Source organism: Curtobacterium sp. MCPF17_003, assembly GCF_003224385.1.
Classification (GTDB): Bacteria; Actinomycetota; Actinomycetes; order Actinomycetales; family Microbacteriaceae; genus Curtobacterium; species Curtobacterium flaccumfaciens.
Genome location: NZ_QKLC01000007.1, coordinates 134,331 through 148,444, shown reverse-complemented (window position 1 = coordinate 148,444; position 14,114 = coordinate 134,331). Strand labels below are relative to the sequence as shown.

Sequence of the window (14,114 nt, the reverse complement as noted above, 5' to 3'; positions counted from 1 at the left end):
CCGCCTTCGTGCATCGGTAGGCTGTTGCGGCCCGCCCCCGTGGCCCAATCGGTAGAGGCATGCGACTTAAAATCGCCGAGTTGTGGGTTCGAGTCCCACCGGGGGTACCGACTTCGTGAACCGACACGCGACTCACAATCGCCGAGTTGTGGGTTCGAGTCCCACCGGGGGTACCGAACGCCGCACGCCCAGTAGCATCGACGATCGTGGTCGGACTCGGAAGCGCACTCGCCAACCTGCAGAACGCCCTCCGCCGACCGGAGGCCCACGTCGAGGTCGTCGACGGCGAGAGCGTCCCGGTCGGCATGCTCCTCGGCACCCTCGGAGCCCTGCTCCTGGACGCGGGCAGCTCCGTCACCGACGTCCGGTCGGCGCTCGAGAAGGCCCGGGACGCCGCCGGGGTCGGACCGACGCTCGCGATCGGGGTCCTGCCCGCCCTGGTGATGGTGAGCGAGGTCTCGACGGGCGCCGCCACCATCGTCAACGCCGAGGGCGTCGAACTGTCCTCCCGCCAGGCCGCCCGCGCCAACCGCGTCGTGCTCGGGCTCGAGAGCGGCTCCATCGCCCTCGCCGAGATCCCCGCCCGCGTCCGGGCCATCCGCGCCGGGACCGTCCCGCCGCCCGCCCTGCCGTGGATCCTCGGCAACGCCTTGACCTCCGCCGGCCTGGCCGTCGTCTTCCGCTGCCCCTGGTGGGCGATCGTGCTGGCGCTCGTCGTCGGTGGACTGGTCGGCGTGATCGGACTGGTCCTCCGGCGCTTCCGCGAAGCCGTGGCGATCATCCCGTTCCTGGCCGCGTTCGTGTCGACGGCGATCGTCGGCCTGGTCGCCGCGGGCACCGGGTTCGAGCAGGTCCCGCTCTTCGCGGTCTGCGCCCCGGTGGCGGTGTTCGTCCCCGGCGCCCTCATCACCAACGCGTTGCTCGAACTCACCGCCGCGGACATCGTCACCGGGTCGTCGCGGCTGGTGCAGGGGCTCATCATGCTCGGCTTCATGGCCGCCGGCATCGCGTCCGGCAGCGCCCTGACCGGATTGCACGTCGATCCGTCGTCGGCCGCGCTCGTCGGCGAGGTCGCGGGGGTCGGCACGGACCTGGCCGGCTGGGAGTCCGTCCCCGTGTACTGGGTGTCGTGGGTCGCCGTCGTCGTGTTGGCGGTCGGCCTCGGCCTGGTGTTCCGGTCCGGGTGGCGCCTGACGCTCGTGTCGGTGGCGGTCATGGTCACCGCGTACGCGGTGGTGAGCGCGACCACGCCGCTCTGGGGCAGCGTGGTCGCGACCGGTGCCGCAGCGGCGCTGCTGTTCGTCACGACCCGTTTGCTGGAGCGGCTCGTGCCGGCGATCCCGGCGACGGTCTCGTTCTTCCCGGCGTTCCTGCTGCTCGTGCCGGGGACGGTCGGGCTGGTGGCGGTCGCCACCTTCGACCCGGAGGCGCTCGCGACCCCGCTCGCGACCTTCGTCAGCCTGTGCATCGGGACGAAGATCGGCGGGCTCCTGCCCGGCCTCTTCGCCCGCAACGCGCCCCGGCGCGCAGTGGACGCGACCAGCTGACGGCCTGGAGGCCCGTGGCGGCGTCGTCACGGGCCTCCAGTCCGTCACCGGCCGGGTACCGGGCCCGCTACGGCTCGATCAGCCGGCCTGCTGCCTGGTCCGCCGCGGCCGTTGCCTTCGCCAGGTAGTGCACCTTCTTGCCGGTGGCGTTGTAGGGGACGTCCGCGACGAAGCGGTACCGCCGAGGGCGCTTGTACCGGGCGAGGCCGGGGTGGGAGCCGGTCCACTCCTCGAGGACGGCGGCGGCCTCGACATCGTCGGTCGGCAGCCGGTCGCCGGCGCGGACGACGTACGCCGTGACGACCTCGCCCCACTGCGCGTCCGGCACGCCGACCACGACGGAGTCGGCGACCCCGGGGTGCTCCTGCAGCACGGCCTCGACCTGGACGGGGTGCACGTTCTCGCCACCGGAGATGATCATGTCGTCCTTGCGGCCCACGATCGTCACCCGCTCGTGCTCGTCCCACGTGGCGAGGTCGCCCGGGTAGAACCAACCGTTCGCGAACTTCTCGGCCTCGAGCCCGGGGTTCCGGTACGAGTAGCCGGACTTCACGGTGCGCACGGCGAACTCACCGATGTCGGTGCCGTCCTTCGCCACCGTGTCGGTCGGGTCGGCCAGCCGGTCCTCGTGGACGCGGACGACGGCGACGTCGTCGTCGGTCGACGCGCGGCCGGTGGAGCCGGCGCCGTCCGGGAAGTCCTCGGGGCGCAGGAACGTGTTCCAGAAGGTCTCGGTCGTGCCGTAGCCGTTGAAGATGCGGGGCGAGAGCAGCTCCTGGTAGCGCAGGGCCGCGGCGCGGTCGAGCGGCGCTCCCATCGTCACGATGCCGTTGAGGCTCGACAGGTCCCTCGCCCGACGTTCCTGTGCATCGGCGAGCTGCACCAGGTTCGGTGGTGCTCCGATCAGGAACGTCAGGTGCTCGGACTCGACCAGGTCGAGTACGCGGTCGGCGTCGAAGTGGCGCAACGTGGTGAGCTCGGCGCCGACGTAGAACACCGGGTTCGGGCCGCCGGAGAACAAGCCGCCACGGTGGAACAGCGGCGACATGTTGAGCGTCTTGTCGAACGGGCTGAGCGGGAAGTGCATGACCACGTCGTGCGCGCTGAGCACCTCGACGAGGCTCGGCAGCGGGACGGGCTTCGGGCGACCGGTGGTGCCCGAGGTGTAGAGCCGGGTCGACTCGTCGTAGGTGCTGCGCGGGCCGATCGCCGCGAGTTCCTCGGGGGAGAGGGGCTCGGACGCGAGCAGCTCGGCGAACCGGTCGTGGTCGCCGCCGACCGGGACGACCTGGTCCGGCAGGTGCGGCGACGACCCGAGCGCGGCGGCGATCGCACTCGTCCGCTCGGTGTCGTGCACCAGGACGGCGGGTGCGGAGTCCTCGATGATGAACGCGACCTCGTCCGGGGCGAGCCGGAAGTTCGTCGGCGAGAACACCGCGCCCATGCGGTGGCATGCCAGGTAGAGCATCGCGAACTCGGGTGTGTTGAACAGCTCGACCATCACGATCGATCCCCGTCCGCCGCCGTGCCGGACGAGCCATCCGGCGATCCGGTCGACGGCGTCGCCGAGCTCGGCGTAGGTCCACGAGCGGTCCGTCTCCGGCTCGCGCAGCGCGGGTCGGCCGGCGAAGCGGTGGGTGTTGCGGGCGAAGCCGTTCGCGTAGGTGAAGCTGCCCTCGAACACCTCGCGGAAGCGTGTCGCGTCGTAGTCGGATCGGGTGTCGGTCATCATCGCTCCTGCCGCGGTCATGCGGTGCGGCGCGCACCGTCGGTGCTGCGCGCGGGCACCGATCGCGCGTCCTGCTGCACCGCTGGTCCGGTGCGGCGTGCGTCGTCCGTGCGGTGTGACGTGCACCGCTCGTCACACTAGCCCGCGCTCCGCGAACCGGCTCTGATGTGCGTCTTCTGTCCCACGGCCGGTGCGGAGCGCCGCTCTGGAGGCCCGGCCCGGCTCAGACGCGCGCCGCGCGCCGGTCGGTGCGCAGCCAGACCAGGGCCGCGATCGCGGCCGCAACACAGGCCGCGGCGCTCCCGACGAGCAGGGCCGGTGCGGCGTGCGTGCCGGTCGCCCCCGAGTAGACCGCCGTGGTCAGCGTCACGGCGACCACCGCGAGTGCGACGTACCGACCGCGGGAGGCGGCGAGCATCGCGCTGCCGGCGGAACCCGCGACGGGCAGCAGGGTCGCGACCACGGCACCGAGGCCACCGACGCACAGCGTGATGGCGAACTCCGACCCGAGCGACGCCCAGAAACCCCCGCCGGCGAGCAGGCTGTGCAGCACCCAGCCGGCCGCGGCGAGTCCGAGCAGGGCCAGCACCCGCCAGGTCGCACCCCGGGCGCTCGCAGCGATTCCGGTGCCGAGGCGGAGTGGGCCGGTCCCCAGTCCGGGGCGGCCGGACGGCACGAGGACGACACCGACGATGAGGGCGGGGGAGAGGTCGGCCGCACGGGTGACGCCGCACGCCACGAGCGCTGCGAGCACGAGCCACGGCGACACCCGGAACCCGACGGTGCGGTGATCGCTGCCGGCGGCCCACCGCGTGGCGAACACGACGGCGGCGGTCAGGACACCGGTACCCGCGAGGACGGCGATCGCCAGACGGGCGTACCGGGCCTCGAGCTCGACGCCGACCCCGAGCAGGGTGCACAGCGCCGCGACGGACACCGCGATGGTGATGGACGCCCAGGTCGGCAGGACGTCGTCGCCCCGGGCGCGGTCCGACCGCGAGCGGTTGCGTCCGAGCAGCCCGGCGAACGGCGAGCGGAGGCGGCCGCGGGTGACTGCGGCCACGAGGGCGAGCGGCGCGGCGATCAGCAGGAGGAACCCGGCGGCGACGGCGGTGGCGACCAGGACGGTCCGCCACGAGAACGCCGCCTGGATGGTCGGGACGGTGCGGTCGTAGGTGGTCGCCGCGGTCCAGTCGCCCGCGGGGCCGGACCAGTCGGGGTGGCCTCCGGTGCTGCCGACGCCGGCCGGGGCGCTGCCGGTACCGGTGCCGTTGCTGGACCCGTTGCCGTTGCCGTTGCCGTTGCCGGCTGCGGCGCTGTCGTCATCGCCTCCCCCGGGGCCGTCCGGGTGCGTGCTGTTGCCGTGGCCGGTCGTGCCGGGGGTGCCCGCCGTCGCGCTGGACCCCGGCGTCGAGGTGCCCGGTGTCCCCGGGGTGTCCGTGGCGCCCGGCGTCGGTGCTGCGGTCGGGGCCGTGGTGGTGGACCGCACCGTGACCCGCACGGCGGCCGACGACCGGGAGTAGTTGCCCGCGACGTCGTGCTGCGTCGCGGTGAGCCGGTGCCCGCCGGCGCGCAACGTCGACCCCGTGGTGGAGCACGACCATGCGGCATCCGACCCGACCACCACGCCGCACACCGGCGCACGGTCGACGTACACGGTCACGCGGGCGCCGGGCTCACCGGTCCCGGCCACCGTCGTCCCGCGGGTGCCGATGCGCTGGCCGTCGTCCGGTGTCGTGATGCGCGGGGCTGCCGGCGCCGTGCGGTCGACCGTGACCGTCACGGGAGCGGAGGCCGCGCTCCGCAGGTCGGACCGGTACCCGTCGGCCGTGCTGGCCGTCTGCGACGCCGTGACGGTGAACCGGCCGTCGGCCCGGGTCCCCAGGGCGGCGACCCACCGGCCGTCCGCACCGACCCGGGCGGTCTGCTGCGCCGAGGACCCGGACACCGACAGCGTCACCGTCGATCCGGGGTACCCCGTACCGGAGACCGTCCCGCCGGTGGGCCCGGCGGACGCGAGGGTTGGCGGGACGATGACGTCCGATGCCGGTGCGCTCGCGACGGGCAGCGCGGCCGTGAGGTCGCGCACCGTGAACACCTGTTGCGGACCGGAGCGGACGGTGCCGAGACAGGCCCACGATCCGTTCGGGTCGACCCGGGTCGTGCACCCGGACGAACCCGTCGCGCCCGGCCCCGCCACCCGGACCGCGTGCCCGGGGGTGCCGGTGCCGTGGAAGCGTGTCGTACCCGTCGTGACGTCACCCGGGTCGGCGATGGTGGGCCGCACGGCGGGTCGGGTGGGTGCGGGCGTCGGAGCGCCCGGACGGCCGGTGCTCGGCGGGGCGATCTCGCTCGTTCCGGGCGTGGCGGTGGGAGGAGCGGCGGCGGGGGCTGCCGGGGCGTCTGCAGCGGCCGCGACGAGCGACGGGCCGCCCGTGGCGACCGCGACGGCCGGGGCTGCCGCGGCGCCGAGCAGGGCGGCGACGAGGACCGTCGTCGCCGCTGCGAGCAGGGCGAAGCGGGCACGACGACGAGGGCTGACGCCCCCGACAGCCCCCTCGTCCACGTTCTCCCCGCTCGTGTTCACCGGACCCATCCCACGGGATCGGCGGCCTCCGGTCAATACACCTCGCGGATGAGGTTCCGTATCGGGCCGCAGTCCGGGAGCCCGGTGTGCGTGACTCGGGAATCGGCCGTGAACACTGCTCACGGAACGGAGCATGCTCAGCGCGTCGATAGACTTCACGATGGCCGTTCAGGCCAACGCAGCACCGCGGATCCCGACGCGCAAAGGAGTACGCCCGCATGGACACCGGACTCGTCACGACGCTCATCGTCGTCGGAGTGGTGGTGGTCGTCCTGGTGATCATCGGGATCTACCTCTGGGTGACGTACAACTCCCTCGTCACGCTCAAGGTCCGGGTCGACGAGGCCTGGAGCGACATCTCGGTGCAACTGAAGCGCCGCGCCGACCTCATCCCCACCATCGTGGACACGGTCAAGGGGTACGCCACGCACGAGAAGGCGGTCTTCGACGACGTGACGAAGGCCCGCGCCGAGACCCTGTCCGCCGGTGACGCCGACACGGCGTCCACCGCCGAGGGGCACATGCAGAAGGCGCTCAAGAGCGTGTTCGCGGTGGCCGAGGGGTACCCGCAGCTGCAGTCGAGCCAGAACTTCCTGCAGTTGCAGTCCGAACTCGTCGACACCGAGGACAAGATCCAGGCCGCCCGCCGGTTCTACAACGGTGGCGTGCGCGAGCTGAACACGAAGATCCGGGTGTTCCCGAACTCCACGTTCGCGAAGAACCGCGGCTTCTCCGAGGCACCGTTCTTCGAGACGAACGAGCCGGCGGCCATCGCCGAGCCGCCGCGCGTCCAGTTCTGACCCCGGCGTCGGAGCCGACGTGTACAGCGCCATCGCGCGGAACAAGCGCAACACCGTCGTCATCGTCCTGGTGTTCCTGCTGATCATCGGTGCGCTCGGGTTCCTCGGCGGGTACCTCGCCGGCAACGTCTCGATCGGCTTCATCGTCCTCGTGGTCGCGCTCGGGTACGCGGTGCTGCAGTACTTCCTGGCGGCGCGGCAGGCCACCGCGATCGCCGGCGGGGTCGAGATCGACCGCGTCTCAGAACCGCGGCTGTGGCGCACCGTCGAGAACCTCGCCATCGCGACCGGCATGCCGATGCCCCGGGTGTTCGTCATCCCCGACCCCTCGCCGAACGCCTTCGCCACCGGGCGTGACCCCGAGCACGCGGTGGTGGCGGCGACGACGGGGTTGCTCGAGCTCATGGACGACCAGGAGCTGCAGGGTGTGATGGCGCACGAGCTCGGACACGTCCGGAACTACGACATCCGGGTGTCCACGATGGTCTTCGGTCTCGTCGTGGCCGTCGGCCTCATCGCCGACGTCCTGCTCCGCATCTCGATCTTCAGCGGTCTGTCCGGCGGGCGGAACCGCAACTCCGACAACGGTGGCAGCGCCAACCCGGTGCTGCTCATCGCCGGGATCGCCGCCGTCATCGTGGCCCCGATCGCCGCGGCCGGGGTGCAGGCGGCGGTGTCCCGGCAGCGCGAGTACCTGGCCGACGCGACGGGCGCGATGACGACCCGTCACCCGGAGGGCCTGGCGCGGGCCCTCGAGAAGCTCGGTGCGTACGGTCGACCGATGCAGACGCAGAACTCCTCGATGGCGCACCTGTGGATCGCTGACCCGATGCGCCCCGGCGTGATGGACCGGCTGTTCTCGACACACCCGCCGCTGCCCGACCGCATCGCGCGGCTGCGCGCGAACGCCGACCGGTTCTGAGGGGTCAGCCGACGCCGTCCGCGGCCGAGTCGTCAGCCGACGTGACCGGTTCGGGGGCGTCCGCGTCGTCAGCGGACTCGTGTGCCACCAGGGGCAGTCCGAGGGCTCCGGCGACGGCCGCAGCAGCGGTGCCGCGGTCGGTCACCTCGATCGCGCCGAGGCCCTGCCAGCTCGCAGTCCGTCGCAGTGTGTCGGCGAGACGCTCGGGGTCCAGGTGCTCGCCGGGTTCCTGCCACGCGGTCCGGACGCGGAGCACCCCGCGCTGCCGGTCGCTCTTCAGGTCGATCCGGCCGACGAGCCGGTCGTCCTGCAGCACCGGCAGCACGTAGTAGCCGAACACCCGCTTCGGGGCCGGCGTGTAGATCTCGATCCGGTAGTGGAAGCCGTACATCCGCTCGGCCCGCCGCCGGAACCAGACGACCGGGTCGAAGGGGCTCAGCACCGCGTCGGCGGTCATCTGCCGGGGGACCCGAGCCCTCACGTGCAGCCAGGCCCGCTCGCCCCACCCCTCGACACGCACCGGCAGGAGCTCGCCGGCGTCGGTGAGCTCGGCGATCGCGGTGGCCGTGTCGTCGGAGCGCAGCCGGTAGTAGTCCGCGATGTCCGCTCGGGTGCCGACGCCGAGCGCCCGCGTGGCCCGACGGACGAGCTCGAGCACGGCGTCGGCACGCGGCGGCGCGGTCTCGAGGAAGCCTGCGGGCAACACCTGCTCCGGCAGGGCGTACACGCGCTCGAAACCGGCTCGTCCAGCACTCACCGCCTCGCCCCAGCGGAACATCTGCTCGAGCCCGAGCTTCACGTCGCTCCATCCCCACCAGGGGCCGCGTCGCACGTTGGACTCGTGTTCCACCGCGCTCGCCCGCATCGGCCCCTCGGCCCGGAGCAGCGCGTGCAGTTCGCGCCGGACGGCAGCGGTCCGGGTGACGCCGTCGACCCTGGTCGGGCCGGCGTCACGCTCCCGCAGGGCGTCCATCCGCCACCGGAACAGCCGCAGGTCGTCGCGGGGGATGAACGCCGCCTCGTGCGCCCAGTACTCGGTGTACGGACCCGAGCGTCCGAGCGTCAGCCGGTCGAGCGTCGACCGGTCGTAGGCCCCGAGCCGGGCGAAGAGCGGCAGGTAGTGGCTGCGTTCGAACACGTTGACGGAGTCGATCTGCAGCAGCCCGAGCCGGCCGAACGCGCCGTTCAGCGCACGGGTCGAGACCGGCTCGGCGGGTGGCCGTCCGAAGCCCTGCGCGGCGAGTGCGACCCGGCGGGCCTCGGCGGCGGAGAGCGTCGACCTGGGCATGCGGCGACGCTACCGAACCCCGCCGACATGAGCGTCCACGAACGTATGCCGTATCTGGCACCTGGCCGAGAGCACGTCGATACACTCGGGCCATGGCATGGGGAAGCAAGCAGACACATCCCGACCCCGTGGTCGAGGAATCGGTCCCGATCGGCGTCCGCATCGCCGGTGCCTGGTCGTGGCGTGCACTCGTCGTCGTGGGCGTGATCGCCGTCTTCATCTGGCTCGTCACGGTCTTCAGCGAGATCCTCATCCCGTTCCTCATCGGCATCGTGGTCTCGGCGCTCCTGGTGCCGGTCTCGAACTGGCTGCAGCGACACCACGTGCCGAAATGGTTGGCGGTCGTCATCAGCCTGCTCGGCGGCGTCGCCGCCCTGGGCGGCCTGATCTGGCTCGTCGTCGACCAGATCATCGCGTCGTACCCGTCGCTGCGTGACCGGACGATCGACCAGTACGCCAACATCAAGGACTTCGTGCTGAACTCCGGGTTCGGCATCAACCAGTCCGACGTGAACGGCTGGCTCGACGACGGCACGAAGTGGTTGCAGGACAACTCGGCGTCGATCCTGTCCGGGGTCGCCAGCGCGGGGTCGGGCGCGACGCACGTGTTCGCGGCGCTCTTCATCACCCTGTTCACCACGATCTTCCTGCTGATCGACGGCAAGAACGTCTGGCGCTGGTCCGTCCGGTTGTTCCCGAAGAAGGCGCGTGCAGCGGTGGACGGCGCCGGTGTCGCCGGTTGGATCACCCTGACGAGCTTCATCCGGGTGCAGATCTTCGTCGCCTTCGTCGACGCGGTCGGCATCGGTCTGGGGTCCTTCATCGTCGGGCTCTTCTTCGGCGGCATGCCGCTGGTGATCCCGATCGCCGCCTTCGTGTTCCTCGGCGCCTTCATCCCGGTCGTCGGCGCCATCGTCACGGGCTTCCTGGCGGTGTTCGTCGCGCTGATCTTCAACGGCCCCCTCGCCGCGGTCCTGGTGCTCGGCGTCGTGCTGCTGGTCCAGCAGATCGAGGGGCACATCCTGCAGCCCCTCGTCATGGGCAACGCGGTCAAGGTCCACCCGCTGGCGGTCGTCCTCGGCGTCACCGCGGCCTCCGGTCTCGCCGGCATCGCCGGCGCGTTCTTCGCCGTGCCGCTGATCGCGACCCTGAACGCCATGGTCACCACCATCGCGAGCGGACGCTGGCGACGGCTCGACTCCGACCACGTCCTCGAAGCGACGCCGAAGCGCGGACAGCACGGGCAGATCCAGTTGCTCCGACGCCGTCGGCACAAGGTCGGCGACGACGTCCCGGCGCCGGGCGTCGACTCGGGTCCCTCGGCCGAAGAAGACACCGCCAGCACCAACTGAGCGTCACGAGTTCGCCGCGGAGGCCGGGAACGACGATGATGGGGGAGTGACCGACACCAGCGCCTCCCCGCACACGCTCACCGCGATCCCGACGCTCGCGGACATCGAGGCGGCGCGCGAGACCATCAAGGGCGTCGCACGCGTCACCCCGATGGAGACGTCGCAGTTCCTCGCCGAGCTGCTCGGGTCGCCGGTGCACCTGAAGTGCGAGAACCTGCAGCGCACGGGTGCCTACAAGGTGCGCGGCGCCTACAACCGCCTCTCGACCCTGTCCGCCGAGCAGCGTGCCAAGGGCGTCGTCGCCGCGAGCGCCGGCAACCACGCGCAGGGTGTTGCCCTCGCCGCCCGCGAGCTCGGCATCCCCGCGACGATCTTCACGCCGGTCGGGGTCGCTCTGCCCAAGCTGCAGGCCACCCGCCACTACGGAGCCGACGTCGTGCTGCGCGGCCACTCCGTGGAAGAAGCGCTGAGCGCCGCGAAGGACTTCGCCGCCCACACCGGCGCCGTGTTCATCCCGCCGTTCGACCACCCGGCAGTGATCGCCGGGCAGGGCACGCTCGGCCTCGAGATCATCGACCAGGTGCCGGACGTCGACACCGTCGTGGTGCCGATCGGTGGCGGCGGCGTCATCTCCGGCATCGCACTCGCCGTGAAGGGCATGGCCGAGCGGCTCGGACGGCAGATCCGGGTCATCGGCGTGCAGGCGGAGAACGCTGCGGCCTACCCGTCGTCGATCACCGCCGGCGAGCCCGTCACCATCACCACGAAGCCGACCATCTCCGACGGCATCGCGGTGGCGCGCCCCGGCGACCTGAACTTCCCGATCATCCGCGACCTTGTCGACGACATCGTGACCGTCTCGGACGACGACACCGCCCGCGCGCTGCTCGTCCTGCTCGAGCGCGCCAAGCTCGTGGTCGAGGCAGCGGGGGCCGTCGGCGTCGCCGCGATCATGTCCGGTGCCGTCCGCGACACCGGCCGCACCGTGGTGCTGCTGAGCGGCGGCAACATCGACCCGCTCATGATGGAGCGCGTGATCACCCGCGGGCTCGTGGCGGCCTCGCGCTACATCGGCATCCGCATCATGCTGCCGGACCGCCCGGGCCAGCTCGCCCGCGTCGCGCAGGTCATCTCGGACGCCGGCGCGAACGTGGTCGAGGTGTTGCACACCCGCCACGGGCAGGGCCTCGTCATCAACGAGGTCGCGCTGGACCTGTCGATCGAGGCGCGCGGCCCCGAGCACGCGCAGGAGGTCATCCAGCGCCTGCACGAGGTCGGCTTCCGCCCGGAACTCCTCGAGCACTAGTCCGCGACGATCCACGAGTCGTTCGACGCGTGGACTGTCGGAAGTGCGGTGCGCACCCTGGGCGCGACCAGCGGACAGACAGGAGGCCCGTGGCGGTGTCGCCACGGGCCTCCTGTCTGTCGGCGGGCCGGTCTACGGCTCGTAGCGCTCGATCTTGACGACCTCGACGGCGATCTCCTTGCCGTTCGGCGCCGTGTACGTGGCCTTGTCGCCGGCCTTGAGGCCGACGATGGCCGCGCCGACGGGGCTGACGGGGCTGTAGACCGTCAGGTCGGAGCCTTCAGCGACGATCTCGCGGCTGCCGACCAGGAAGGTGGACTCGTCGCCGGCGATGACCGCCGTGACGACGGTGCCCGGTTCGACCGTTCCGTCGAACTCGGCTTCACTGACGGTGGCGTGCTTGAGGAGCTCGGTGAGGACGCGGATGCGGGCCTCGATCTTGCCCTGCTCGTCCTTCGCGGCGTGGTAGCCGCCGTTCTCCTTGAGGTCGCCCTCTTCGCGAGCGGCCTCGATGCGGCGCGCGATCTCGGCACGGCCCTCGCCGCTCAGCTCGTCGAGCTCCGCCTTGAGACGGTCGTGCGCCTCCTGGGTCAGCCAGGTGACCTGCGTGTCGTTGCTCATGTTCTGTCCCTTCGACCATGAAAAAACGAGACCGGCCGAGTGGTCGGTCTCGAGAGGCGAATCAGGACAGTCTAGGGAATCCAGCAGTCGTGGATCAAGCCGGTCACGCCCCGCGTCGTCGTGGTGACCTGCGTGGAGATGCTCCGGCTGCGCTGTTCGGACGCTGGCACGGTGATCTCCTTCCAGCCCACGATCGAGTAGCTCTTGTCGAGGACCTGCACGGCGCACTTCGCCTCGACGCCCGGGTCGACGGACACGTGCGAGTGGACGACGGTGCTGTGCTGGGACAGCACCTCGTACCCGATGACGTCCTGGTCGAGGCCGCGGTCGGACTGGTCGAACCCGGCCCAGATCACCCACGCGCCGAAGACCACGACGACCGCGATGGCCGCGACGATCGCGAAGAGGCGGCTGCGGCGCTTGCGGGCCGGGGTGCGGCCGTAGCGCTCGTCGAGGGTGGCGGTCTGGTGCTGTTCGGACAGTTCGGGGCTCCCGGGGTGGATATCCTGATCCCAGGGTAGTTCACGCGATGCTGTGCGCTGCCCGCGTCCGACGCCGCTCACCCGCAGTGAGGAACCCCACGTGCCCTACCGTCTGCTGGCCGTCCACGCCCACCCCGACGACGAGTCGAGCAAGGGAGCCGCGACCGCCGCGAAGTACGTGGCCGACGGGCACCAGGTGCTCGTCGTGTCCTGCACCGGCGGCGAGGCCGGCGACATCCTGAACGACCAGCTCGGCGAGCCGGCGACGAGCCGTGCGCACCGTGACATGGCCGGGTACCGCCGCACCGAGATGGCCGCGGCGCAGCAGGTGCTCGGCATCGACAACGTGTGGCTCGGCTACCACGACTCGGGGCTGCCCGACGCCGAGAAGGGCGAGACGGTCCGGCCGGGCACGTTCTCGACGGTGCCGCTCGAGTACAGCACCGAGGCCCTCGTCCGCGTGATCCGCCGGTTCCGCCCGCACGTGCTCGTCACCTACGACGAGAACGGTGGCTACCCGCACCCCGACCACATCCGCACGCACGAGGTGTCGATGGCCGCGTGGTCCGCCGCCGCCGACCCGTCGGCGTACCCGTCCGCCGGCGCCCCGTGGTCGATCGCGAAGCTCTACTACGAGCGCACGATGAACCCGCGCCGCTTCCGCACGATCTTCGAAGCCCTGCAGGAGCGCGACCCGGACAGCCCCGCGATCGAGCAGCTGCGCGAGTGGGTCGAGCGGTTCGCCGACCGGCCCGACCTCGCCACCACCCACGTCGACGTGCACGAGTACTTCGACCAGCGTGACGCCGCACTCCGCGCGCACGCCAGCCAGGTCGCACCGGACAGCGCCTTCTTCTACTGGCCGAACGACCTCCTCGCGACGGTGTGGCCGACCGAGGACTACCAGCTCGTGGAGGCGCGCGTGCCGACCGAGCTCCCGGAGACCGACCTGTTCGCCGGGATCCCAGCCGACAAGGAACCGACCTCGTGAGCACCATCGCGGCGGCACTCGCCGCCACCCCCAGTCCCAGCCCCTCGGTCGTCCCCGACGTCGACGTCACCCCGGGCGTCGTCGGGTTCATCGCGATCGCGCTCGTCGCGATCGTGACGATCCTGCTCGTGGTGGACATGACCCGACGCATCCGTCGGACCCGCTACCGCGCCGAGGTGCGCGAGCGGCTCGAGGCCGAGGAGAACGGCACGGCGGGTGACGGCGCCGCGACGGACGAGCCGGAGCGGCGGGCGGCGGAGGACGGCCGGGCCGACGTCGGCGACGACACCGAGCGCGGCTGACGCGACTCCGAGGCGGACTGGAGGCCCGTGGCGATCCCGCCACGGGCCTCCAGTCCGCCTTGTACGCGCCTACCGGAACCGGGCGTACCTGGTCGAACCGGGCGTACCTGGTTGAACCGGGCGTACCTGGTCGAACCGGGCGTACCTGGTTGAACCGGGCGTACCTGGTTGAACCGGGCGTACCTGG

The 14,114-nt window shown here is 71.8% G+C and carries 12 protein-coding genes and 1 tRNA gene; 8 read left to right on the top strand and 5 right to left on the bottom strand.

Going from position 1 to position 14,114, the window contains the following annotated elements:
• The first annotated feature begins 33 nt into the window (after positions 1–33).
• A tRNA-Leu gene (locus DEJ30_RS09370) sits at positions 34–107 on the top strand.
• Between the two features lie 99 nt (positions 108–206).
• On the top strand, positions 207–1,547 hold the full coding sequence (locus DEJ30_RS09365) for a threonine/serine exporter family protein (RefSeq protein ID WP_110860715.1): 1,341 nt from the start codon (positions 207–209) through the stop codon (positions 1,545–1,547).
• A 67-nt stretch (positions 1,548–1,614) separates the two neighbouring features.
• On the opposite strand, the gene DEJ30_RS09360 is transcribed toward DEJ30_RS09365, so the two are convergent.
• Both DEJ30_RS09360 and DEJ30_RS09355 read right to left on the bottom strand, forming a co-directional pair.
• A complete protein-coding gene (locus DEJ30_RS09360; protein ID WP_110860812.1) occupies positions 1,615–3,276 on the bottom strand; it encodes a class I adenylate-forming enzyme family protein in 1,662 nt (553 codons plus the stop codon).
• Between the two features lie 223 nt (positions 3,277–3,499).
• Complete coding sequence (locus tag DEJ30_RS09355; protein WP_146238542.1) at positions 3,500–5,863, bottom strand: Ig-like domain-containing protein; 2,364 nt, start codon at positions 5,861–5,863, stop codon at positions 3,500–3,502.
• 218 nt (positions 5,864–6,081) lie between these two features.
• Here DEJ30_RS09355 and DEJ30_RS09350 point away from each other — a divergent pair, with 218 nt between their 5' ends.
• Positions 6,082–6,663 (top strand): LemA family protein, encoded by a 582-nt coding sequence (locus tag DEJ30_RS09350; protein WP_027464499.1) that lies wholly within the window; start codon positions 6,082–6,084, stop codon positions 6,661–6,663.
• A 19-nt stretch (positions 6,664–6,682) separates the two neighbouring features.
• Complete coding sequence (locus tag DEJ30_RS09345; protein ID WP_110860711.1) at positions 6,683–7,585, top strand: M48 family metalloprotease; 903 nt, start codon at positions 6,683–6,685, stop codon at positions 7,583–7,585.
• A gap of 4 nt (positions 7,586–7,589) precedes the next feature.
• On the opposite strand, the gene DEJ30_RS09340 is transcribed toward DEJ30_RS09345, so the two are convergent.
• Complete coding sequence (locus DEJ30_RS09340) at positions 7,590–8,873, bottom strand: winged helix-turn-helix domain-containing protein (RefSeq protein WP_110860709.1); 1,284 nt, start codon at positions 8,871–8,873, stop codon at positions 7,590–7,592.
• Positions 8,874–8,965: 92 nt separating this feature from the next.
• On the opposite strand from DEJ30_RS09340, the gene DEJ30_RS09335 reads away from it, so the two are divergent.
• A complete protein-coding gene (locus tag DEJ30_RS09335) occupies positions 8,966–10,225 on the top strand; it encodes an AI-2E family transporter (protein WP_258369887.1) in 1,260 nt (419 codons plus the stop codon).
• A gap of 46 nt (positions 10,226–10,271) precedes the next feature.
• A complete protein-coding gene (gene ilvA / locus DEJ30_RS09330) occupies positions 10,272–11,531 on the top strand; it encodes a threonine ammonia-lyase (protein ID WP_027464502.1) in 1,260 nt (419 codons plus the stop codon).
• A 132-nt stretch (positions 11,532–11,663) separates the two neighbouring features.
• Here ilvA and greA read toward each other — a convergent pair whose 3' ends face one another.
• Positions 11,664–12,152 carry a transcription elongation factor GreA gene (gene greA, locus DEJ30_RS09325; RefSeq protein ID WP_017886739.1) on the bottom strand — a complete coding sequence of 163 codons (489 nt, stop codon included), beginning with the start codon at positions 12,150–12,152 and terminating at the stop codon, positions 11,664–11,666.
• Between the two features lie 71 nt (positions 12,153–12,223).
• Positions 12,224–12,715, bottom strand: a complete 492-nt coding sequence (locus tag DEJ30_RS09320) for a DUF4307 domain-containing protein (RefSeq protein WP_181420075.1) — start codon at positions 12,713–12,715, stop codon at positions 12,224–12,226.
• 19 nt (positions 12,716–12,734) lie between these two features.
• Between DEJ30_RS09320 and mca the strand changes: the two genes are divergently transcribed.
• Together mca and DEJ30_RS09310 are read left to right on the top strand one after the other, a co-directional pair.
• The gene (gene mca / locus DEJ30_RS09315; protein ID WP_110860703.1) at positions 12,735–13,625 is read left to right on the top strand and encodes a mycothiol conjugate amidase Mca; all 891 of its coding nucleotides are present in this window, start codon (positions 12,735–12,737) and stop codon (positions 13,623–13,625) included.
• Positions 13,622–13,927 carry a hypothetical protein gene (locus tag DEJ30_RS09310; RefSeq protein WP_110860701.1) on the top strand — a complete coding sequence of 102 codons (306 nt, stop codon included), beginning with the start codon at positions 13,622–13,624 and terminating at the stop codon, positions 13,925–13,927. Before mca ends, DEJ30_RS09310 begins: the two co-directional genes overlap by 4 nt.
• Positions 13,928–14,114: the final 187 nt, after the last annotated feature.